Below are 21,728 nucleotides of genomic sequence, written 5' to 3' on the forward strand. Positions count from 1 at the left end.
CTGTCGGTTAGGTTTGCCCGCCTTAGCGCGCGAAGATCGCCATAAAGACCAGAATGGCAATAATCACGATGCACGACCATTTGACGAAGTTCATGAAGCTGTCAAAAGTCTTCTCGTGCGTGCTGGTGTCCATCGAGCCGTGTTCATGTTTGGCCATTTGCGCGATCCTTGTCTTAACGTGCGTATGATTTGAACTGGGGAATACTGTATTCATCTGCCTATGTCACGGCATCAAAATGCGCGGGATCAGGTGTTTTCGCCTGTCTGTGCCGGCTCTTGCGTCTCAAGGTCTTGCGCCAAGCGGAAACCGATACGATTCGCGGGGGCTTCCTGCACCGCTTTGGGCAGCGCACGCAGGGCGACATTCAACTGGGTGACATGCTGTACCAGCTGCATCCGTGCCCCCGCGTTGTCCTTGCCATAGAAGGTCACGATGTCCGGATCGAAATAGCCCATACCCTCGATCCGCAGGACACCGGCGTCACCGCCTGCGAACCCCATCGCGACCTCGTGATCGCCATCCAGCTGCTCTTCGAAATTTCTAAGGTAAAGCACGACCCGCTCGTAGGCCCATTGCGCCGGTGATTTCTGCGCGGCGGGCTTTTGGGTCATCCCCTTGGGCACCGGCTGGTCCGAGGCATTGCGTCTGTCGGGGTCCGAATGCACCTCGTAGAGGCGCGGCAGCGCGTCGGCCTCGATCGCTTCGGCCGCTGTCTTGATCTCGTTATCCATCGGTCAGCCCTTTGATTGATACACCCAAGCCCCGTCCAGCGCCCGCAAGCTGCGTGTGGCACGGCCCGTTTGGTAAAGATGGCTGAGATGGGCGACCGCTTCAACCAGCGCCAGACCGTATTCGCCTTCGCCGATGTTGCGCTTGAACAGGGTCGAGAAACATTCAGACGCCGATTTCGGCTCTGCAATCGCCTTTTCCAGACGGCGCAGGGCGCTGTGGTGATTCTCGATCAACTGGCGCATGCGGGTGGGCAGACCGGTGAAGGGCAGCTTGTGCCCGCCAAGCACCAGATGATCCTCGCGCGCCAGCAATGACAGACGGTCACAGGCCTCGATCCATTCGCCAATGGGGTCGGCCATGGGTTCGGTGGCATAGACCCCGACGTTAGGGCTGATGGACGACAGGATCTGATCGCCTGCAATCACCAGATTGTCATCACGGCTCCAGAAGGTGGCGTGTTCGGGGGCATGCCCATTGCCCATATGCACGTCAAACACACGCCCCCCGATGGTGATCTCGTCGCCCTGTTTGATCCGCGTAAAGCCAAGCGGCAGAGGCGAGACGATGTCGGCAAAGTTGAATGGCCGCTCGGAGGCGCGTTTCTCGTACAGCGCGGCATCCATCCCCGACAGCTTGTAGAAAGCCAAAGTCTCGGCTGGCGGTGCTTCTTGCGGGTCAAGGGTCAGCATCCGCGCGGTCAACCACGCGGTGCGCGTCGTCACCAGCTCTGCCCCGTGCTCGGTCTGGAACCAGCCCGCCAGCCCGATGTGATCGGGGTGGTGGTGGGTCACGATCACCCGCGACACCGGCTTGCCGCCCAAGGGCCCCGCGATCAGATCCGTCCACAGCGCCTTGGACTTTTTCGACGCGAACCCCGTGTCGATGATCGTCCAGCTGTCGCCTTCGTCAAAGGCATAGACGTTGACGTGATCCAGCTTCATCGGCAGCGGCAGACGCAGCCAAAGCACGCCGGGGGCGACCTCTATCGCCGCATCATGGGCGGGCGGAGTCTCCCAGGGGAAACGCAAACCGGTGGGTGCGGTATCCGGCATCAGGCGGCCAGTTCGTCAGCAGAAAGCGCGAAAAGATCAGCCTCGCCCGCTTGGGCATGGGCCAACAGGCCGACGTGCTCCGGCAACAGACGCAGGATGTAGAACCGCGCCAGCTTTTCGCGTGGCCCGCCCTTATCGGCCAGCGCCGCCTTGAGGTGCATATGCGCGCCAAGCACCCGTGCAAAGGCCCGCAGGTATGGCACCGCTCCGGCAAAGCGCGTGTCCATGTTCGATTGCTCGGTCAGCCAGTCGGTCGCCTCGCGCAGGGTTTCCGAGGCTTGCCACAGGGCGTCCGTCATATTCGGAAAAACGTCGCGGGCGGCTTCGGCGTCTGCCTCGATCTCGTCCAGCAAACGGTTCGCGGCCTCGCCCCCGTCCATCATCTTGCGCGCGACCAGATCCATCGCCTGAATGCCATTGGTGCCTTCGTAAATGGCGGTCACACGCACGTCGCGGCTGTACTGCGCGGCACCGGTTTCTTCGATAAAGCCCATGCCACCGTGGACCTGAACGCCCATTTCAGCGACGGCCATGCCGGTGTCGGTGCCAAACGCCTTGGCGATCGGGGTGAGGAAGGCCGCGCGGGCTTTCCATTCGGCCTGACCGGTGGCGTTTGTCATGTCGATGGCCTTGGCACAGCACAGCGCGATGGCGCGGGCGGCAAAGGTTTCGGCCTTCATCGTCATCAGCATGCGGCGCACATCGGCGTGGTCCACGATGGTGCCGGTGCCGTCAGGGCGCGATGTCTTGCCCTGTTTACGGTCCAGCGCATAAGCCAGCGCGTGCTGATAGGCCGCTTCGGCGATGCCGATGCCCTGCCCGCCAACGCCAAGCCGCGCGTTATTCATCATCGTGAACATCGCCGCCATGCCGCCTTGCTCGGGCCCGACCAGCCAGCCGGTCGCCTTGTCATATTGCATCACGCATGTCGGAGACCCGTGAATCCCCAGCTTGTGCTCAAGGCTCACCACCTTGAGGCTATTGGCATTGCCAAGGCTGCCGTCGTCATTGGGCAGGTATTTCGGCACGAGGAACAGGCTGATGCCTTTGGTGCCCGCAGGCGCACCGGGCAGACGCGCCAGGACAAGGTGGCAGATGTTGCCGCCAAAGTCGTTGTCGCCCCAGGTGATATAGACCTTCTGACCCGAGATCGCATAGGTGCCGTCGCCATTGTCTTCGGCCTTAGTCGCCAGTGCCCCCACGTCCGACCCCGCTTGCGGTTCGGTCAGGTTCATCGTGCCGGTCCATTCGCCGCTGATCAGCTTGGGCAGGTACAGCTCCTTGATCGCGTCGCTGGCGTGATGCTCAAGCGCTTCGATCTGGCCCTGGCTCATCAAGGGGGCAAGTTGCAGGGACAGGCAGGCGCCGCTCATCATTTCGTTCACGGCGGTCGTCAGGGTCATGGGCAGGCCCATGCCGCCGAATTCGGGGTCGGCCGACATGCCGATCCAGCCGCCTTCGGCCACGGCCTTGAACCCGTCGGCAAAGCCGGGCGAGGTGCGCACGACGCCGTTTTCAAGCTTGGCGGGGGTCTGGTCACCGGCGCGTTGCAGCGGGGCCAGAACGTCATTGGTCATCTTGCCCGCCTCTTCGAGGATCGCGCGGGTGACGTCTTCGCTGGCGTCCTCGAAGCGGTCGGTCTGACGCACAGCGTCCAGCCCTACGACATGATCAAACAGAAAGGCAAAATCTTCGACAGGGGCGCGATAGGGCATAGTTTTCCTCCATTAACGCGTTCGTCTGCTTGGCAAACCGAACAGCGACCTGATAAGCCCAAGGCGATACTCCGGGCTGTTGCGGCGAGAATGTCGCTCAAGCCTGCGCACCGCAACCCAAAACGCGGCGTCATCCCCCGTGAGAGAAGCCAATGACCGAGATTCTTCCAGCCGACCCTTCCGGTATTTCCCGCGCCGCCACCCTGCTGCAGCAAGGCGCATTGGTCGCGCTACCGACTGAAACGGTCTATGGTCTGGGGGCGGATGCGCGCAACGGGACGGCAGTGGCGGGCATCTACGAGGCCAAGGGGCGGCCCAGCTTCAACCCGCTGATCATCCATGTCGCCGATGTGGATCAGGCGCGGCGCTACGGGCGCTGGTCCGACACCGCCGAGATTTTGGCAAGCGCCTTCTGGCCCGGTCCGATGACACTCGTGCTGCCTCTGGCCGACGGGCACGGGCTATCGTCGCTGGTGACGGCAGGGCTGGACAGCGTCGGCATCCGCGTGCCCGCGCATCCCACGGCCCGCGCCATTCTGCGTGCGCTTGGCGGTCCGGTGGCGGCCCCCTCGGCCAACCCCTCGGGCAAGATCAGCGCCACGACGGCGCAACATGTTCTGTCAGGGCTTGGGGGGCGGATCGCCGCTGTGGTTGATGACGGCCCCTGCACGGTGGGTCTGGAAAGCACCATCATCGGTCTGAACCAGCCCCGACCCACATTGCTGCGCGCAGGCGGGCTGCCGTCGGAGGCGATAGAGGCGGCTCTTGGCGGACCGCTGGATGTGGCCGACGGGGCAGAGATTATCGCCCCCGGTCAGCTCGCCTCTCACTACGCGCCCCATGCCAGCGTGCGTCTGAACGCCCAAGCGGCGACGGATGGAGAGGTTTACCTTGGCTTTGGCGCGGCAAGCGGGAGCGGGCCGGATGATCTGACCCTATCGGCCAGCGGCGATCTAGTGGAAGCGGCGGCGCATCTGTTTGACCGGCTGCACGCGCTTGACCGGCTGCGCAAACCGATTGCGGTGGCCCCGATCCCTGAAACCGGTCTGGGCCGTGCCATCAATGACCGTTTGCGCCGTGCGGCGGCACCGCGTTAGGGCTTTTGCCCCGCAGATCGTCGCAAGTCAGGCCCGCCCCGCTGTCGCGCTGAGCCCCAAAGGGTCCACTCCGATAGAGGTCAGCGCCGCTTCCCATTTGCGCGCATCGGGCAGATCGAACAGGATAGCGCTATCGCCTTGGCAGGTCAGCCAGCCGTTCTGGGCAATCTCAGCCTCTAGCTGGCCCGCGGCCCAACCGGCATAGCCCAGCATCAACATCGCCCGACGCGGCCCCTTGCCGCGGGCAATGTCTTCGAGGATGTCCAGCGTCGCGGTCATCGCCACCCCGTCCGCGATATCCGTCGTCTGCATCACGGACCGGTATTCGGCGCTGTGCAGGACAAAGCCGCGCTCTGTCTCGACGGGGCCGCCCACATGCACCCCCAGACCGGACACATCGTCCATATCCACATCGCTGAGCCGGTCAAGCACATCGCCAAGCTTCAGATCAGCGGCGGGTTTATTGACGATCAACCCCATCGCGCCTTCGTCATCATGCGAGCAGATAAAGATCACCGAATGATCGAACCGAGGATCCCCCATACCGGGCATCGCTACCAAAAGCTGGCCGGTCAGATCCATTTTCATGCTGTCGTCCTTATGCGTCATTCCAATAGCATGACCTGCGCCCCTGCGGCTTTCAACCCCCGCGACTGCAACACATCATAATGCAAACGTGACTTGGCAAACCGGGGGCAGATGGCCCATGAAAGCGCCATGACCAGAAAAATTCTTGGCCTGATGGCCGCTGCCCTTATCGCCCCGCTGCCCGCTTCTGCGATGGACGTGATCCACGGGGAAATCCTGCAAGGCTGGGTACTGCCCGATGGCAACCGCATGGCCGCGATCCGCATGACGGTGGAGCCGGGCTGGAAGACCTACTGGCGCGCGCCCGGTGACATGGGTATCCCGCCCAGCTTCGACTGGTCCGGCTCGCGCAACCTGTCGGCGGTGGCCGTGGAATGGCCTGCGCCCACGGTGTTCCGCGAACCCAACCTGACCACCATCGGGTATAAGGATCAGGTCGTGTTGCCGCTGCGGATCAGCGTGCCCGACAAAGGGGCCCCCGTCACGGTCCAGACCACCATTGATCTGGGCGTGTGCAGCGACATCTGCGTGCCCGCCTCGCTTGAGCTGAGCGGCGTGATCGACACCACCACAACCCGCGCCGATCCAGCGATTGCCGCCTCATTGGCGCAGCGCCCGTTTTCGGCGAAAGAGGCCCGCGTGAAAGACGTGACCTGCACCATCGGTATGGCAGGCGCGGACCTGACACTGGACGCCGCGATCACCCTCCCGCCCGCGGGCGGGCAAGAGCTGGTGGTGATCGAAACCGGCAACCCAGATCTCTGGGTCAGCGAGGCAGATACCACCCGCAAGGGCAACGTCCTGCATGCGCGGGTGGACGTGGGTCACGTCAGCGGCGGCCCCGTGGCATTGAACCGGTCGCACATCCGCATGACGGTATTGGGCAGCAAGCAGGCCGTCGATATTGTGGGATGCAATGCGGGCTGATCACATGGCCCGTTTGCGACGCGACAGCAGCAACGCCACCGCGCCGACGATATAGCCCACCAGCGCGATCAAAGCCGCCCCGGCCAGGAACAGCAGCAGCGCCGCGCTGCGCGGGGCCATCGCCCCGAGCTCAGGCAGCAGCTCGACCAGTGCGGGATGCAAGCCGCCCGTCACCGCGACCCACCCCAGCGTGGCCCCGCCCCACAGCACCACCAGCACCCAAAGCGCCAGAATGCCAAGGCGCAGCCCCCCTGCCCGTGCCCGCATGGCCCGACGCATCGCTCGGATCTGGCGACCGATATCATGCTGCGCCGCGACCAGCGCAGGCACGACCAGCAACACCAGAAACATGCCAAAACCCAAGCCATAGACCAGCGTGATCACCGTGGGCTTCAGGAACTGCGCCTGCTGGCTTTGCTCATAGAGCAGCGGAGCCATGCCAAGGACCGTTGTCAGCGTGGTCAGCATCACCGGCCGCAACCGGTCCGCCGCGCCATCAATGATCGACGGGATCACCCCGCGGGTGGCTCCGTATTCGTCAATCGTACCCACCAGAACAATGGAATCGTTGATGATGATCCCTGTCATCCCCAACAGGCCCACGACCGTGAACATGCTCAGCGGCACCTCCCACAGGGCGTGCCCGTAGATTGTGCCGACCAGACCAAAGGGGATCACCGCCATCACCACCATGGGCCGCGTCCAACTGCCAAAAACCCAAGCGAGAACAAGGTAGATGCCCGTCAGCACAAGGATCAGGCCGGTCAGCGCATCCGACAGAAACGTGCCTTCCTGCTCGCTCAACCCGCCGATGCGGAAATCCACCTGCCGTTCAGAGGCGATGCGCGGCAGGATATCCTCGCGCAGGGCCGTCGTGATCTCACTTGCGCGGGCGGGGTCATCCTCTGATATGTCGCCCGTGACCGAAATCAGACGGATGCCATTCTCGCGCCGGACCGTGCTGAAGCCGGTGCGTCGGTCCACGCTGACGATATCGGCCAGCGGCACATATTGCCCGTCCGGCGTGCGCATCTGCGTCCGTTCAAGGAAATCCGCGGTGAGCTCTCCCTCGGGCAGTTCAACCCGGATTGTCGCCGATCGTGGGCCGTCGGGATAGGTCGCCGCCTCGATCCCGCCCAGACGGTGGCGCAGCACCCGCCCCAAGGTATCAATCGTGAACCCAAGCGCCTGGCCCTGCGGCGTCAGATCAAGGATCAACTCTTCCTTGTCATAGGCCAGATTATCCTGCACCGCGCTGACTTCGGGATATTGCCGGAGGGCATCTTGCAGATCCTGCGATGCGGCTTTCAACACCTGCGTGTCAGCGCCGTAGAACTGCACATCCAGCGCGTCCCCCCCGGGACCCGAGCGCCAGCCGCGAAAGCTGACGGTTTCGGCAAGGGGATGATTGACCACCGCGTCTTGCAGTTCGGCGACAAAGGCGAAGCTGGAATAGGGGCGCAGGTCGGCGTCGATCAGCTCGATCGAGATGCCGCCCAGCAGATCGGCGTCCTTGCTGTCGGCCCCGTCCAGACCACGCCCCGCATTGCCCCCGACCTGCGCGATCACATAGTCGATGGGGTTGGTGCCGTATTCCTCGGCGTATTGCGCGCCCAGCGCTTCTGTCGCGCGTTGCATTTCGCGCATCATCGCCAGCGTATCGTCGCGGGTGGCCCCTTCGGCCATGGCAAAATTACCCGTCACCGACCCGCGTTCAGGCGCATTGAAGAACCGCCATTGCACGTCACCCCGGATGAACAGCGCCACCTGCGAGGCCAGCACAGCGACCACACCGGCAAGCACCACATAGCGCGCGCGGATCACCCCCGCCATGAAGGGGCGGAACAGCCGTTCGCGCACCCAGAGAAACCCGCGATTGACCACTCGGCTGGGCAGGTCATACCACCGTTGCTTGGCCCCTGCTGCCATCGCATGGGCCATATGGTTCGGTAGGATCAGAAAACATTCAACCAGTGACGCGGCCAGCACGGCAATCACTGTGAGGGGGATATCCCCGATCAGACTGCCAAAGCGCCCGCCCACGGCAAGCAGACCGAAAAAAGCAATGATCGTTGTCATCGTTGCGGCAAAGACCGGCATCGCCATCCGCCGCGCCGCATTCTCTGCCGCTTGCATGGGAGGCTCGCCCAGCTCTTTGTGGCGATAGTCCGCGTGTTCGCCCACAACGATCGCATCATCAACCACGATGCCAAGCGTGATGATCAACCCGAACAAAGAGATCATATTGATCGTGATACCCCCCGCATACATCAGCGCAATCGCCGCGGCCATCGACGCAGGTATGCCCGCGGCCACCCAGAAGGCCGTGCGCGCATTAAGAAAGAGGAACAGCAACCCCACCACCAGTGCGAGCCCCATCAGCCCGTTATCAATCAGCAGGTCCAACCGCCCGGTGATCGCCTCCGCCCGCGTGCGGATCAGCTCTATCGTCACGCCCTTGGGCAGCATCACAGCCATATCCGCCGCGACGCTTTCGACGCTATGCTGGATACCGATGGCATCCCCCCCGTCAGAGCGGTCAATACGCACAGAGATCGCGGGATCATCCCCCACGAAATATCCTACCTCTCGGTCGGAGCCCTGCTCGATCACCCGTGCCACGTCCCCGACCAGCAATGACGACCCGTCCGCATTGCTGCGCAACACGACGCGAGATAGGGCATCCGCGCTACGCTTCGCGGTGCCGGTGCGCACGCGCGCATTGGCACCTGTCACATCACCGGCGGGGTTGGCGTCCACCTCGGCCGCGATCACGGCGGCGATTTCGGCCATGGTGATGTCGTGACGGATCAGTCTGGTCGACGGCACCTCGATCAGGGTTTGCGGCGCCGCGACCCCCTGAATGGTGCTGCGCGTTACACCCGCCGCGAACAGCCGCGTGACGAATTCATCCGCGAAACGCCCCAGCTGTTCCGCGCTGATCGGGCCCGTGATCACCACATCGGTCACACGGTCGCGCCAGATACCACGCCGGACCACCGGATCTTCGGCATCTTCTGGCAGTGTAGTAACCGAATCTACCGCCGTTTGCACATCCGTCGCGGCGCGGGCCATGTCCCAATTGGGCTCGAACTCTAGCGAGACGGTCCCGCTGCCCTCGCGCGAGGCAGCGGTGGAGCTTTCGACCCCTTCGACCGCCAGCAAGACCGGTTCAAGCACCTGAACGATGGCACTGTCCACATCGTCGGCCCCCGCCCCCTCCCAAACGGTAGTGACCGACACACTGTCGATGATCACATCAGGAAAGAACTGCGCCCGCATATTCGGCGCAGCGGCCGCCCCGCAGACCAGCAGCACCACAAGCAGCAGGTTGGCTGCCGTCCGGTGACGGGTGAAATACGACAGGATTCCCCCTGCACGACCGGACATGCTGCGCGCCATCTCCCTAGCCTCCCATCCGGCTTTCAAGGCGTTCGATCATGCGCGCCGGCACCTGCGGCTCGGCCAGCTGCGCCAGCACGCGCGCCTTCGCCTCTTGGGGCATGCGGCTGTTCCCCTCGATAAAGGCCACAAGCTTTGCGCGACGCTCCTCTGTCAGGGCGATCATGCTGGGGACATCTCCCTGCGCGGTCTCGTCCGCCCCCGGACGCAACGGCTTTACCGCAATACCGGCCCCCAGCAGGGGCGACCGCGCCTCGACCACGTCGCGACCTTCGACCGGACCACGGACCAACACGTCGTCGCCCACGCGGCGCAGAACAGAGACCTGAATGCTTTCCAATCGGTTCTCCGCATCCAGCACCAAGACCGCTCCCGTGGCATCAAGGGCAGAGCTTGGCAGGCGGATCACATCGTCCAGCGCAGGTTCACGCACATGTACCGTCGCGAAATCCCCCGGTTTGAACCCCGGTGCCTGCGTCAACGAGGCAAAGATCAGACGCCCGCTGGCCCCCTCGCCCGCAGCGGCCCCCGCGCGGGTGATCTGGCCGCGGGCCTCAAGGTCCACGCCCGCGACATCAAGGCGCGCCGTTACCTCTGCCTTGATCAACCGGCCCTGTGCATCCAGCAGGCGCGCGTATTGCGCGGTCGAGATGCGAAAGGAAATCTCCAGATCATCCGGCGCGATCAGCTCTGCCAGCCTCTCGTTCGCGGAGACCAAGCGCCCCTCGACGACCGAGGTTTCGCTCAGCGCCCCATCGAACGGCGCGGTGATCGTGGTTTCCTTTAACGCACGCTGCGCATCCTCCAACGCGATTTGAGCGTTGGACAACAAGCGCACCGCGTTATCCACGCGCGCTTCTGTCTGGGTCACCACCTGTCGACGCGCAAGAACGGCCTGTCGCGCGCTTGAGGCAGCGAGCTCCGCCGTTTCCGTCGCCGTCGCGGTGCCGACACCGCGTTCGCCCAGATCACGCTGGCGGTCAAACGCGCGGTTGCGCAGCGCGGCCTGCTCTTCGGCGGCGGCAAGCTCGTCCAGTCCCAATGCCAAAGCGCGGTCCGCATCGCGCCCCTCAGCCTCTGCATCGCGTACGGCACTTTGCGCCCGTGCTACCTCGGCCAAAGCGTCCGAACGGTCAAGGCGCACCAGAACCTGACCCGCTGTGACCTGCCCGCCCTCTTCGAATTCCGGTGCCAGCTCGACCACGCGCCCGCCCACGGCCGCACGCAACTCTAGCGTGCGGCGGCTTTGCACCGCGCCAAAACTTTGCAGCACCGGCACATCGGTCCCAGACTGCGCACGCACCACATTGACCGAGAACACCCGCTCACGCGGGGCGCGCTCGGGCGGCGTGTCGGTCAGACGCTGCTGAACCGCCCCGCCAATGAGGTCCGCCGCAAGCACCAGAAACCCCAATGTCGCCGCTGCCAGAAACAACCCGATCATGCTTTGCCGTAGAAAACGCATCTTGCCCCGATCCTATTTCGTCCGTGCCAGCTTACCCCGCAGGCCTGCAGAACAAAATCACAGTTGTGACAGCCACGCACGGCTTATCACGCCCATCGCAAAGCAGCGCGGGAAAATTGGGTTAAATTCATCGCCCCAGCTGCTATTTCCGGCGTTGGTGTTCATCCAGACGCGGCATGATCTCAACGAAGTTGCAGGGCTTGTGCCGATAGTCGAGCTGTTTGATCAAAATCTCGTCCCACGCATCCTTGCACGCCCCCGGAGACCCGGGCAGCGCGAAGAGATACGTCCCCTGGGCGACGCCAGCGGTGGCCCGGCTTTGCACCGCCGAGGTGCCGATCTTCTGCATGGATACGATCGTGAACACGGTGCCGAATGCATCGATCTCTTTCTCGTAGACATCGCGATGTGCCTCGACCGTAACATCGCGCCCCGTCAGCCCTGTGCCCCCCGTGCTGATCACCACGTCAATCTCAGGGTCGGCACACCAGTCGCGCAACTGGTCGGCAATCTCGCCGCGCTCATCGCGGATGATGCTGCGTGCCGCGAGGAAATGCCCCGCTTCAGCGATGCGCGCGACCAAGACATCGCCTGACCTGTCTTCGGCCAAACCCCGGGTATCGGATACCGTCAGCACCGCGATACGCACGGGGATAAAGTCAATCGTCTCGTCAATCCGGCTCATGTCCGCTCCAATACTGCAAGGCGTGCGGCGAGGGCCACGAAAATACCGCTGCTGATCCAGCGCAGCGCCTGCCCGCCCCCCACCATCCGGCGGCCGAGGCCACTGGCAAACACACCGACCAAGGCGTTGATGATCAACCCGCCAAGCGACAGTACGGACCCCAGCATCAGAAACTGCAGCAAAACCGGCCCCGCTTCTGGCACAACGAACTGCGGGACAAAGGCCAGCACGAAAAGGATCACCTTGGGGTTCGTCAGGTTCACGATCAAACCGCTGCGAAACGCGGATTTCGGCGCAGGCACGGGATTTGCGGCCGCCCCGCTGCTACGCCAGGTCTGCACGGCCAGCCACAAAAGATAGCCAACCCCGATCCAGCGGATCACATCAAAGGCCCACGGCAGGGCCGCCACCACCGCACCAAGGCCAAGCCCCGCCAAGGTCACATGCACCATACCGCCGAGGGCGACCCCCGCACTGGCCGCAACCGAGGCGCGCGGACCAAAGCGCATGCCCTGCCCCAGACAAAACAACATATCCGCGCCCGGTGTCAGGTTCAGCGCCAGGGCGGCGGGCACAAAGGCCAGCAATGTGAGGGGATCAACCATGCGTCAATTTCGCTTTCAGTGAGAGTAAATCGGCCCAGGCCTCGCGTTTGAACTCGGGGCTGCGCAGCAGATAGGCGGGGTGGAACATGGGCAATGCGGGTAACCCCTCGGCTTGCGTCCACTGACCGCGCAAGCGGGTGATGCCACGTTTGCCCAGCAACGCCTGCGCGGACCAATTGCCAACGATGACCAATACCTCGGGCTTGGCCAAAGCGATATGCCGCGCCAGAAACGGCTTCATCATCGCGATTTCATCCGGCTTCGGATCGCGGTTCTGCGGCGGCCGCCAGGGCAAGACATTGGTGATATAGACAGGCGACGTCTGGTGATGACGCCCCATGTCGATGGCCGCGAGCATCTTGTCCAGCAACACGCCGGCACGCCCGACAAAGGGGCGGCCCTCGCGGTCTTCGTCTCGTCCCGGAGCCTCGCCCACGATCATCACCCGTGCCCCCGGCGTTCCGTCCGAGAAAACCATTTTGCGCGCGCCGCGTTTCAGCTCGCAATGCTCGAAGGCGGCCATGGCGGCACGCAATTCATCCAGCGTCGCAGCCCCTGCCGCGGCCTGTGTCGCCTCTGCCACCACGTCCGGCCCTTGGGCGGCCAAAGGCACCGGTCCGCTCTTGCCCTTTTGCGCCGTCGGCTTCTCGACCGCGGCGGGCACCTCGTAGCGGTTCACCGGCGCATCGCAAATCGCCTCGGTCGCGCCAAGTTCGATCTGCCAATGCAAAAGCGCAAGCGCCTGATGATAATCCACTGATTCCATGCGCCCAACTTACGCGCTGGTGTCGGCAATAAAAATGCCAACTTCCAAATGGTCTTAAATCCAACGCGGCCCCCATGGCCGGATGCCCCCGCCCGACGACTTGCCCCGCCCTGCGCCGCCGCCTATAACGCCAAAAATAACGTGGGGTCCGCCGTCATGAGTTTCGCACACCGCCATCTTCTGGGCATTGAACACCTGTCCCAGGACGACATCACAACCCTGCTTGATCTGGCCGACAGCTATGCCGATCTGAACCGCCAGCCCCATAAACACAGCGACGCGCTGAGCGGGCTGACACAGATCAATATGTTCTTCGAAAACTCCACCCGGACGCAGGCGAGCTTCGAGATCGCGGGCAAGCGGTTGGGGGCGGATGTGATGAATATGGCGATGCAGGCGTCCTCGATCAAAAAAGGCGAAACCCTGATTGATACGGCAATGACGCTGAACGCCATGCACCCCGATCTGCTGGTGGTCCGCCATCCACAATCCGGTGCCGTCGATCTGCTGGCGCAGAAGGTGAACTGCGCGGTGCTCAATGCGGGCGACGGGCGGCATGAACACCCTACGCAAGCACTGCTGGACGCGCTGACGATCCGTCGCGCCAAGGGTCGCTTGCATCGCCTGTCCATCGCCATCTGCGGCGACATTGCCCATAGTCGCGTGGCACGGTCCAACATCATGCTGCTTGGCAAGATGGAGAACCGCATCCGCCTTATCGCGCCGCCGACGCTGATGCCCGCGCAAATCGGTGAATTCGGCGTCGAAGTCTTCGATGATATGGAAGAAGGGCTGAAAGACGTTGATGTTGTGATGATGCTCCGCTTGCAAAAAGAACGCATGGATGGCGGCTTTATCCCCAGCGAACGCGAGTATTATCACAGATATGGGCTGGACGCCGAAAAACTGGCCCATGCCAAGCCCGATGCTATCGTGATGCACCCCGGCCCGATGAACCGCGGGGTAGAGATCGACGGAACGCTTGCCGATGACATCAACCGCAGCGTCATTCAGGATCAGGTAGAGATGGGCGTCGCCGTGCGCATGGCCGCGATGGACCTGCTGGCGCGCAACCTTGTCGACAGCCGCAAGGCCACCGCATGACCGCAGCCCCGCCCGAAGAACAGGACCTGCTGCACTGGCGTATCTCGCCGCGGGCGTTCTTTTGGCGGTGCGTGGCGCTGGCGGTGCTGACCATGTTGTTTACGCTGCCCTTGCTCATCTGGCTGGACCCGATCACCTGGCTGCTTGCCTCGGTCCTGATTGCGGTGTTCTACATGTGGGTGTTTGAGGAATTCCAGATCTGGTGCAGCAACCGCAATACCGTCTGGCGGCTGACCAACCGTGCGCTCTATATCAACTCACCCGATACGGCAGAGCCGCTGGTCCTGCCGTTGACCGACATCCGGTCGATCGGGAAACTGTCCTTGTGGTCGATCAGTCTTGGCCTGCCTGACGGCCAGCGGATCACCTTGCCGCTGGTGCCGAACAGGGCAGAGACCAAGGCCCGCCTTGCCCAAGCGATAGAGGCTGCATCATGAGCGATCGTTTTTGGCAAGACCTGCTTGAACCCGAGGAAGAGCTGCTCTGGACGGGGCGCCCCCGCCCCAAGCTGTCGCTGCGCAATTTTCAGCTGTTCGGCCCCTTTGTCGGGGCCATTGGCACCGTGATCGCGGGGGCATTTGTGCTGCGGGGCAACACCCTGCCCGTGTCGCAATCGGTCGTGGTGGCGGTGATCGTCGCGCTGGTGGTGCTGTCGTTGCTACGCGGGATGAAACGTCTGACCGACCTGCGCCGCACCCGCTATGCGCTGACCAACCACCGCGCCCTGTTTTTCAAACTGACCCGCGACGGCACCCGTGCCAAAGCTTTCCCCCGCAGCGCCGAGACGAAACCCGATCTGCGCCCGACCAGCCCGCCGTCGGTTTTCTTTATCCGGCATGAACAGCCGGGCAATCCGGCACGCGCCGCGCATCTAGGATTTGAATATGTCGAAGACAGCGACAGATTAAGTGCATTGATGGTAACCCCGTACAAAGGTGCAACACGATGACACAACTCGAAATCCCCAAGGGCGAGATCGGCCAGATCCGCCTGTTTGCCGTGAACCGCCCGATTGACGAATTGGCCCGCGACCTGCGCAACGACAGTAAAGAGGCGCTGATTGCTGAACTGCTGGGCCGCCCTATGCCCGAAGGCGCGGCCGAACTGTTCCCCGTGTCTGATCTGACCGGCGTAGGTCTCGCCTCCTATTTGGGTGATGGCTATGCGGTGCCTCGTGAACAGATCAGCCGCGACCGCGCGCGGTTGGATGCGCTGGACGGCTATGTATTGCTGCTGTTCTCCTCGGCCTTTGACGGGCAGGAAGCGACGCTGGACCTTGGCCCCGAACTGACGATGATCGGCACCTATGGCGAGGCGCAGCCCGATATGTCCGTTACCCCGCTTGAGGCTGACTCCGCGCAGCCCTACACCGGTGCCGCGGATATGACCCCGAAGTCTCCGCCCAAGGGCGGCGCCGGCGGTATGATCGTGCTTTTGGCGGTGATCGTGCTGATCGGTCTTATTCTATGGTGGCTGCTGTGAAAGAACCCAAACCCGATCCCAAGATGTCCGGCCGTATCGCCATGATTGCCCTGCTTGTCGCCTTTGGCGTGGCGGGCATGATGGTGTGGATCGGGTCCTGACCTTTCTGACCGCCCCCGCGGCACCCCTGTTTTCCTAACGACGAAGGCCCCTCCATGACCCTGCATTTTATCAACGCGCAGCTGATCGACCCCGAAGCAGGCACCGTCACCCGCGGCACGATTCGGGTCGAGGATGGCAAGATCGCGGCGGTACTCGACGATACCGCACCGATCCCCGGGGATGCGCAGGTCGTGGATTGCCGTGGGAAATACCTGGCCCCCGGTATCGTCGATCTGGGCGTCAAGGTCTGTGAACCCGGGGAGCGGCACAAGGAAAGCTTCCGCTCTGCGGGGCTGGCAGCGGCTGCGGGTGGGGTCACGACAATGGTCACCCGCCCCGACACCGACCCCACCATCGACAGCCCCGAAGTGCTTGAATTCGTCACCCGCCGTGCGAACGAGGCCGCGCCGGTCAACGTCGTGCCCATGGCTGCGCTGACCAAGGGCCGCGAAGGCCGCGAGATGACAGAGATCGGGTTTCTCATGGATGCCGGTGCCGTGGGCTTTACCGATTGTGATCGCGTGGTGACGGATACCAAAGTATTCTCCCGCGCGCTGACCTATGCCCGTAGCCTTGGCGCGCTTGTCATCGCTCACCCGCAGGAACCCATCCTGAGCAAGGGGGCGGCGGTGACCTCTGGTAAATTCGCGTCGCTGCGCGGGCTCCCTGCCGTCTCGCCCATGGCGGAACGCATGGGGCTGGACCGCGACATCGCCCTGATCGAAATGACGGGGGCCCGCTATCACGCCGACCAGATCACCACCGCCCGCGCCCTGCCCGCGCTGGAGCGTGCAAAGAAGAACGGTCTGGATATCACCGCCGGGGTCGGCATCCACCACCTGACGCTGAACGCGCTGGATGTGGCCGACTACCGCACCTTCTTCAAGCTCAAGCCCCCCCTGCGCGACGAAGAGGATCGCATCGCCGTGGTAGAGGCCGTGGCCTCTGGTCTGATCGATATCATCTGTTCCATGCACACCCCGCAGGACGAGGAATCCAAACGGCTCCCGTTCGAGGAAGCCGCATCGGGGGCCGTCGCATTGGAAACCCTGCTGCCCGCAGCCTTGCGACTGGTCCATTCCGAGATGATCGATATCGCCACATTGTGGCGTGCGCTGTCGTTCAACCCTGCGAAACGTCTGGGGCTGCCCGGGGGGCGGATGTCCGTCGGTGCCCCCGCCGATCTGGTGCTGTTTGATGATGGCGCGCCTTTCGTGATGAACCGCGAGGTTTTGCGGTCGAAATCGCGCAACACCCCCTTTGACGGGATGCGCATGCAAGGTAAGGTCTTGGAAACTTACGTTTCCGGCACCTGCATCTATAAGGCCTCCTGAATATGCCCCTGATCGACTCTTCTCTATTCGTGCTCCTTTTCTGGGCCGTTGCGGCCTATCTGATCGGGTCGGTCCCCTTTGGCATGGTGCTGACCCGCGCGATGAATCTGGGCGATCTGCGCAGCATCGGGTCGGGCAATATCGGTGCCACCAATGTGCTGCGCACAGGTTCCAAAAAAGCGGCGGCGCTGACGTTGATCCTGGATGGGGGAAAAGGGGCCGTTGCAGTGCTGCTGGCCCGGCTCTTCGCGGGCGAGGACGCCGCGCAAATCGCCGCATTGGCCGCGATGCTGGGCCATTGCTATCCGGTCTGGCTGGGGTTCAAGGGCGGCAAGGGTGTCGCGACATTCCTTGGTGTGTTGCTGGCCCTTGCATGGCCCGTCGGCCTCGCCTGCTGTCTGGCGTGGCTGATCGCCATGGCCGTCACCCGCACCTCGTCCATCGGGGGGCTGGCATCCGCCGCGGCATCGACCTTTTTTATGATCTTCCTGGGCTACGGCAGCGCCCTGTTTCTGGGCATTCTGCTGACCCTGCTGGTGTTCTGGCGCCACCGCGAGAACATCAAACGCATCCGCGCGGGCACCGAACCCAAGATCGGCGCCAAGAAAGACTGACCCTGTGACGGCTACCGTAGACGCGCGCTTTTTGGACGCGTTCCACGCGCTGCCTGACGGCACTCACACCGGCAGATATCAAACCCGCCGCTATGTTTGGTCAAAAAGCACCTTTAATTCAGGTAAAAGCTGGAAACTGGTTGCCGAGGAATTAGGCGGTCCGGACTATATCAGCCTGAACCTCTATGCGCTCGCCAGCGGCGCACGCCTTTATCCCTGCGAAATGCCCGCGGCCAAGGTCATCGCCTTTGTCCGCGGGCTGATCATCGAGGATCAGTAAGAATAATCGGCGTAGATCCGGCTGAGGTCGCCCTTCCACTTGCCGTCATAATCCTCCAGCAGCTCGTCCGCAGGGACCTTGCCGGTCTCGATGCTTTCCTTCAGCGCGTTCAGGAAATGCGTCTCGTCCGGGACCATACCGCCCGCACCGCTGCGCGCCCGTGCTTTCAGACCTTGTTCGGACAGGGCCACGGCCTCGCGCGCGATGTCATGCATGCGCACGCCGTCCACCTTAGCCTGCAACCCGTCGACAGAGGCCGCGACCCGCAGCGCCTCGCGCGTTTCGGCATCCCAGCCTTTAACCAGATCCCAAGCGCCATCCAGCGCCTGTTGGTCATAAGTCAGCCCGACCCAAAACGCGGGCAAGGCACATAGACGACGCCACGGCCCGCCATCGGCACCGCGCATTTCGATGAATTTCTTGATCCGCGCCTCGGGGAAGGCGGTGGTCAGGTGGTCCGCCCAATCGCTCAGCGTCGGCATTTCTCCGGGCAGCGCAGGCAACTTGCCTTTCAGGAAGTCGCGGAAAGACTGCCCCAGGGCATCGATATATTTTCCATCGCGGTAGACAAAATACATCGGCACATCGAGCGCATATTCCACCCAACGTTCAAAACCCATGCCGTCTTCAAACACCCAGGGCAACATGCCCGTACGCGCCGCATCCAGATCACGCCACACGCGGCTGCGCCATGATTTATGGCCGTTGGGCTTGCCTTCGAAAAACGGCGAATTCGCAAACAGCGCCGTCGCGACAGGTTGCAAGGCCAGCGCCACGCGCAGCTTTTGCACCATGTCCGCCTCGGACCCGAAATCAAGGTTCACCTGCACCGTGCAGGTCCGGCGCATCATGACCCGGCCCATCGTGCCGACCTTGGTCATATATTCGTTCATCAGCTTGTACCGGCCCTTGGGCATCAGATCCATCTGGTCGTGGGACCATTCCGGTGCCGCGCCCAAGCCAATGAACCCCGCCCCGATCCGGTCCGCCACATCGCGCACTTCGCGCAGATGGGTGTTCACCTCGTCGCAGGTCTCGTGGATGGTTTCGACGGGCGCGCCCGACAGCTCCAACTGACCGCCCGGCTCGAGCGAGATATTGGCCCCGTCCTTGACCAACCCGATCAGCTTGCCGCCCTCTTCCACAGGATCCCAGCCGTGGCCGTCGCGCAGCCCTTCCAACATGGCGCGGATCGAACAATCGCCCTCATAGGGTAAGGGCAGCAGCGTCTCTTTGTTGTAGCCGAATTTCTCGTGCTCGGTACCGATGCGCCAATCTTCCTTGGGCTTGCACCCGTCCGCGAGGTAGTTGACCAGCTGGTCGTAACTTTCGATCGGGCCGCCGCCGGATTGAGGGATAGACATGTGGGGTGGCTCCGAGTTCAATTTCTGTGGTCTAAGGGATGGTGCGATTTGGGCGGGGTGTCAATGCAACAGGGTCGAGGCCGGCCGCATCGAACGCCGCTCCCAAATCACGACGGACAGGGTCTTGTCATCGGCCAATTCGGCCAACATTCTTTCGGTACGCAGCCCCGGAAGTGCGGCAAAAGCGTCAAAAAGCGCGTCCGCCCCCGCGGCATCCACGGGGATCATCACGGGATTTTGTCCAGGCTGTTCCAGTTTCCAATGCGCCGGATAGGCCCCGCGCTCAAGGCTCAGACGCTCCATCTCGCGTAGGGCGATGACGCCGCCGGTCAGGGGACCGAAATAGGCGATCTGCCCTTCATCCACCTGCACCGCTCCAGCCCCGAGTCCGGTCTTGCGAAACCGCACCCGCTGTCCTCCAATCCAGACAAAGATCACCCCCGCAAGGATCAGCGCATAGCCCGGTATCGCCAACAGCAACCCCGGCCCCGCCACCAGCCAAAGCCCGATCAAAGCGGCCGCGATTCCGCCCAGAACCTCGCGCCAACGCCACAGTTCAGCCTTCGCCTCAGGTCGCAGAAAACTCATCGTGCTCTCCTAGTGCAGGCTTCATTTTGCCAGATAAACTCCACGGGGGCGTGGGGGTGTGAAACCCCCACTTCGACGCGCGTGCCGGAAACCGCACTCACGCCCAATCTCCCAATGTTTTTTGCCACAGGGTCATGGCCGCCACCGCTGCCGTATCCGCCCGCAAGATGCGCGGCCCCAAGGCGACGGGGCGCGACCAGTCCAACCCGCGCAAACGCACGCGTTCACTGTCGGAAAATCCGCCCTCTGGTCCAATCAGGATAGCCCAAGGACCAGGCCGCGCGGATGCGAGCCCCTCTTCCTCGCCCGCCAGCGCCTCGTCGCAGAACATCAAGGACCGCTCGGGCTCCCAACGATCGATCAGACGGTCCAGCCGGACCATATCGGCCACCTCTGGAACGAAAGTCCCGCCGCATTGCTCCGCTGCCTCGACCGCGTGGGCTTGCAGACGATCGCGCTGCACGCGGCCGGCGTTGGTAAATTCACTTTGCACCGGCACAATGCGCCGCGCACCCATTTCGGCAGCTTTCTCGACAATGAAATCCGTGCGCGCCTTTTTGATCGGCGCAAAGATCAGCCACAGGTCGGGCGGCATCTGCAGCGGTTTCGTCTGCTCGGCACAGGCCAGCACACCGCCGCGTTTACCCGCCTCGGCGACCTCGGCGCGCCATTCGCCATCGATGCCATTAAACAAAAGAACCGACGCGCCCACCGATTGGCGCATCACGCCAAAGAGATAATGCGCCTGTGCCTTATCCAAAGGAACGGATTGCCCCTGCCCCAACGGATGATCTACATAAAGTCTGATTTTCGCGTTCATGGGCACAGATATATGTACGACACCTCGCCGACACCAGATGGGAATGATGCGCCACGCGTGGTCGATGCCCCTGCGGACAATTGGGTGGACCGTTTTGCGCCGCGTTTCACCCGCCCCTACCTGCGGCTCAGCCGCGCCGACCGCCCTATTGGCACTTGGCTTTTGCTGCTGCCCTGCTGGTGGGGGCTGACGCTGGCGATGCTGTTTGACCAGCAACCGCGCTGGTTTGACCTGTGGATCTTCATCGGCTGCGGTGCCGGTGCCTGGCTGATGCGCGGCGCGGGGTGCACGTGGAACGACATCACCGACCGGCATATCGATGGCAAGGTTGCCCGCACGCGATCACGACCCATCCCCTCGGGTCAGGTCAGCGTCAAAGGCGCGCTGGCATGGATGATCGCACAGATGCTGATCGCGCTTGGCATTTTGCTGACCTTCAACGGGGCAGCCATTGCCCTTGGTGTGCTGGCCCTGCTGCCTGTCGCCGTTTACCCTTTTGCCAAACGTTTCACGTGGTGGCCGCAGGTTTTCCTTGGCATCGCATTTAACTGGGGCGCGCTGCTGGCCTGGACCGCCCATACCGGCAGCCTCGGCGCGCCTGCGGTGGTGCTCTATGCTGCGGGAATCGCGTGGACGCTGTTCTATGACACGATCTATGCCCATCAGGACAAGGAAGATGACGCCCTGATCGGGGTCAAATCCACAGCCCGCCTGTTCGGAGACAATACCGGCCATTGGCTGCGGCGCTTCCTGATCGCCACCGTGGGCCTGATGGGGCTGGCGGTAATCTTTGCCCTGCGCGATTCCGCATCCTTTCTGGCGATGGTCATCGCCCTTGGCGGGCCTTGGGCAATGGGGTGGCATATGGCGTGGCAGTTGCGTGGCATTGACATCAACGACAACGACAAGCTTCTACGCCTGTTTCGTGTGAACCGCGATACCGGCATGATCCCGCTGGTGTTTTTTGCCGCAGCCCTGCTGGCGTGATTGCACCCCTGTCCCCTC

23 protein-coding genes are annotated in these 21,728 nt (G+C 63.0%); 10 read left to right on the forward strand and 13 right to left on the reverse strand.

The features are described 5' to 3' along the window. Window positions 1-22 precede the first annotated feature (22 nt). The 4 genes from ACTRWK_RS02700 to ACTRWK_RS02715 all read right to left on the reverse strand — a co-directional run bounded on the left by ACTRWK_RS02700 (window position 23) and on the right by ACTRWK_RS02715 (window position 3,500). Window positions 23-157: an aa3-type cytochrome c oxidase subunit IV gene (locus ACTRWK_RS02700; RefSeq protein ID WP_005849635.1), complete on the reverse strand. Its 135-nt coding sequence runs from the start codon at window positions 155-157 to the stop codon at window positions 23-25. Window positions 158-246: 89 nt separating this feature from the next. Beyond that, complete coding sequence (locus ACTRWK_RS02705; RefSeq protein ID WP_005849637.1) at window positions 247-732, reverse strand: DUF6173 family protein; 486 nt, start codon at window positions 730-732, stop codon at window positions 247-249. A 3-nt stretch (window positions 733-735) separates the two neighbouring features. After that, on the reverse strand, window positions 736-1,785 hold the full coding sequence (locus ACTRWK_RS02710) for an MBL fold metallo-hydrolase (protein WP_005849639.1): 1,050 nt from the start codon (window positions 1,783-1,785) through the stop codon (window positions 736-738). Then, entirely contained in the window at window positions 1,785-3,500 is a 1,716-nt protein-coding gene (locus ACTRWK_RS02715) for an acyl-CoA dehydrogenase (protein WP_037966042.1), read from the reverse strand. The genes ACTRWK_RS02710 and ACTRWK_RS02715 overlap by 1 nt, the downstream gene beginning before the upstream one ends. Before the next feature lie 152 nt (window positions 3,501-3,652). Between ACTRWK_RS02715 and ACTRWK_RS02720 the strand changes: the two genes are divergently transcribed. Further along, the gene (locus ACTRWK_RS02720; protein ID WP_462843783.1) at window positions 3,653-4,597 is read left to right on the forward strand and encodes an L-threonylcarbamoyladenylate synthase; all 945 of its coding nucleotides are present in this window, start codon (window positions 3,653-3,655) and stop codon (window positions 4,595-4,597) included. 27 nt (window positions 4,598-4,624) lie between these two features. Here ACTRWK_RS02720 and ACTRWK_RS02725 read toward each other — a convergent pair whose 3' ends face one another. Then, entirely contained in the window at window positions 4,625-5,179 is a 555-nt protein-coding gene (locus ACTRWK_RS02725) for a YqgE/AlgH family protein (protein ID WP_039912157.1), read from the reverse strand. A gap of 135 nt (window positions 5,180-5,314) precedes the next feature. On the opposite strand from ACTRWK_RS02725, the gene ACTRWK_RS02730 reads away from it, so the two are divergent. Continuing rightward, the gene (locus tag ACTRWK_RS02730; protein WP_235183808.1) at window positions 5,315-6,112 is read left to right on the forward strand and encodes a protein-disulfide reductase DsbD domain-containing protein; all 798 of its coding nucleotides are present in this window, start codon (window positions 5,315-5,317) and stop codon (window positions 6,110-6,112) included. Here the strand turns inward: ACTRWK_RS02730 and ACTRWK_RS02735 are convergent, their stop codons facing one another. The 5 genes from ACTRWK_RS02735 to ACTRWK_RS02755 form a co-directional block, all read right to left on the reverse strand. Further along, entirely contained in the window at window positions 6,113-9,514 is a 3,402-nt protein-coding gene (locus ACTRWK_RS02735; protein ID WP_289081728.1) for an efflux RND transporter permease subunit, read from the reverse strand. Between the two features lie 4 nt (window positions 9,515-9,518). Further along, complete coding sequence (locus ACTRWK_RS02740) at window positions 9,519-10,979, reverse strand: efflux RND transporter periplasmic adaptor subunit (protein WP_037944801.1); 1,461 nt, start codon at window positions 10,977-10,979, stop codon at window positions 9,519-9,521. A 142-nt stretch (window positions 10,980-11,121) separates the two neighbouring features. Beyond that, window positions 11,122-11,664 carry a molybdenum cofactor biosynthesis protein B gene (moaB, locus tag ACTRWK_RS02745; protein ID WP_005849653.1) on the reverse strand — a complete coding sequence of 181 codons (543 nt, stop codon included), beginning with the start codon at window positions 11,662-11,664 and terminating at the stop codon, window positions 11,122-11,124. Further along, the gene (locus ACTRWK_RS02750; protein WP_037944802.1) at window positions 11,661-12,269 is read right to left on the reverse strand and encodes a LysE family translocator; all 609 of its coding nucleotides are present in this window, start codon (window positions 12,267-12,269) and stop codon (window positions 11,661-11,663) included. The genes moaB and ACTRWK_RS02750 overlap by 4 nt, the downstream gene beginning before the upstream one ends. Beyond that, complete coding sequence (locus ACTRWK_RS02755) at window positions 12,262-13,035, reverse strand: uracil-DNA glycosylase (RefSeq protein WP_037944803.1); 774 nt, start codon at window positions 13,033-13,035, stop codon at window positions 12,262-12,264. The genes ACTRWK_RS02750 and ACTRWK_RS02755 overlap by 8 nt, the downstream gene beginning before the upstream one ends. A 156-nt stretch (window positions 13,036-13,191) precedes the next feature. On the opposite strand from ACTRWK_RS02755, the gene ACTRWK_RS02760 reads away from it, so the two are divergent. The 7 genes from ACTRWK_RS02760 (at window position 13,192) to ACTRWK_RS02790 (ending at window position 17,951) form a co-directional block, all read left to right on the forward strand. Beyond that, entirely contained in the window at window positions 13,192-14,139 is a 948-nt protein-coding gene (locus ACTRWK_RS02760) for an aspartate carbamoyltransferase catalytic subunit (RefSeq protein WP_009825243.1), read from the forward strand. Further along, window positions 14,136-14,576 (forward strand): hypothetical protein, encoded by a 441-nt coding sequence (locus tag ACTRWK_RS02765; protein WP_289081727.1) that lies wholly within the window; start codon window positions 14,136-14,138, stop codon window positions 14,574-14,576. Before ACTRWK_RS02760 ends, ACTRWK_RS02765 begins: the two co-directional genes overlap by 4 nt. Further along, entirely contained in the window at window positions 14,573-15,088 is a 516-nt protein-coding gene (locus tag ACTRWK_RS02770) for a hypothetical protein (RefSeq protein ID WP_064215844.1), read from the forward strand. Before ACTRWK_RS02765 ends, ACTRWK_RS02770 begins: the two co-directional genes overlap by 4 nt. Further along, window positions 15,085-15,621: a hypothetical protein gene (locus tag ACTRWK_RS02775; protein WP_289081726.1), complete on the forward strand. Its 537-nt coding sequence runs from the start codon at window positions 15,085-15,087 to the stop codon at window positions 15,619-15,621. Before ACTRWK_RS02770 ends, ACTRWK_RS02775 begins: the two co-directional genes overlap by 4 nt. 155 nt (window positions 15,622-15,776) lie before the next feature. Next, on the forward strand, window positions 15,777-17,057 hold the full coding sequence (pyrC, locus tag ACTRWK_RS02780; protein WP_289081725.1) for a dihydroorotase: 1,281 nt from the start codon (window positions 15,777-15,779) through the stop codon (window positions 17,055-17,057). A gap of 2 nt (window positions 17,058-17,059) precedes the next feature. Continuing rightward, on the forward strand, window positions 17,060-17,671 hold the full coding sequence (gene plsY / locus ACTRWK_RS02785) for a glycerol-3-phosphate 1-O-acyltransferase PlsY (protein ID WP_005849669.1): 612 nt from the start codon (window positions 17,060-17,062) through the stop codon (window positions 17,669-17,671). 4 nt (window positions 17,672-17,675) lie between these two features. Continuing rightward, window positions 17,676-17,951 carry a hypothetical protein gene (locus tag ACTRWK_RS02790; protein ID WP_037944810.1) on the forward strand — a complete coding sequence of 92 codons (276 nt, stop codon included), beginning with the start codon at window positions 17,676-17,678 and terminating at the stop codon, window positions 17,949-17,951. Here the strand turns inward: ACTRWK_RS02790 and ACTRWK_RS02795 are convergent. From ACTRWK_RS02795 to ACTRWK_RS02805, 3 genes are all read right to left on the reverse strand, one after another. Further along, a complete protein-coding gene (locus ACTRWK_RS02795) occupies window positions 17,945-19,315 on the reverse strand; it encodes a glutamate--cysteine ligase (protein ID WP_289081724.1) in 1,371 nt (456 codons plus the stop codon). The two genes, ACTRWK_RS02790 and ACTRWK_RS02795, sit on opposite strands and share 7 nt — an antisense overlap. Window positions 19,316-19,375: 60 nt before the next feature. Continuing rightward, a complete protein-coding gene (locus ACTRWK_RS02800; protein ID WP_037944813.1) occupies window positions 19,376-19,903 on the reverse strand; it encodes a hypothetical protein in 528 nt (175 codons plus the stop codon). A 97-nt stretch (window positions 19,904-20,000) separates the two neighbouring features. Beyond that, window positions 20,001-20,723 (reverse strand): 16S rRNA (uracil(1498)-N(3))-methyltransferase, encoded by a 723-nt coding sequence (locus ACTRWK_RS02805; RefSeq protein WP_260003676.1) that lies wholly within the window; start codon window positions 20,721-20,723, stop codon window positions 20,001-20,003. Window positions 20,724-20,735: 12 nt separating this feature from the next. On the opposite strand from ACTRWK_RS02805, the gene ubiA reads away from it, so the two are divergent. Beyond that, window positions 20,736-21,710: a 4-hydroxybenzoate octaprenyltransferase gene (gene ubiA / locus ACTRWK_RS02810; RefSeq protein WP_289081723.1), complete on the forward strand. Its 975-nt coding sequence runs from the start codon at window positions 20,736-20,738 to the stop codon at window positions 21,708-21,710. The last annotated feature ends 18 nt before the right edge of the window (window positions 21,711-21,728 follow it).

The sequence above is a fragment of the Sulfitobacter sp. G5_S2_6_S6 genome, from assembly GCF_054968505.1.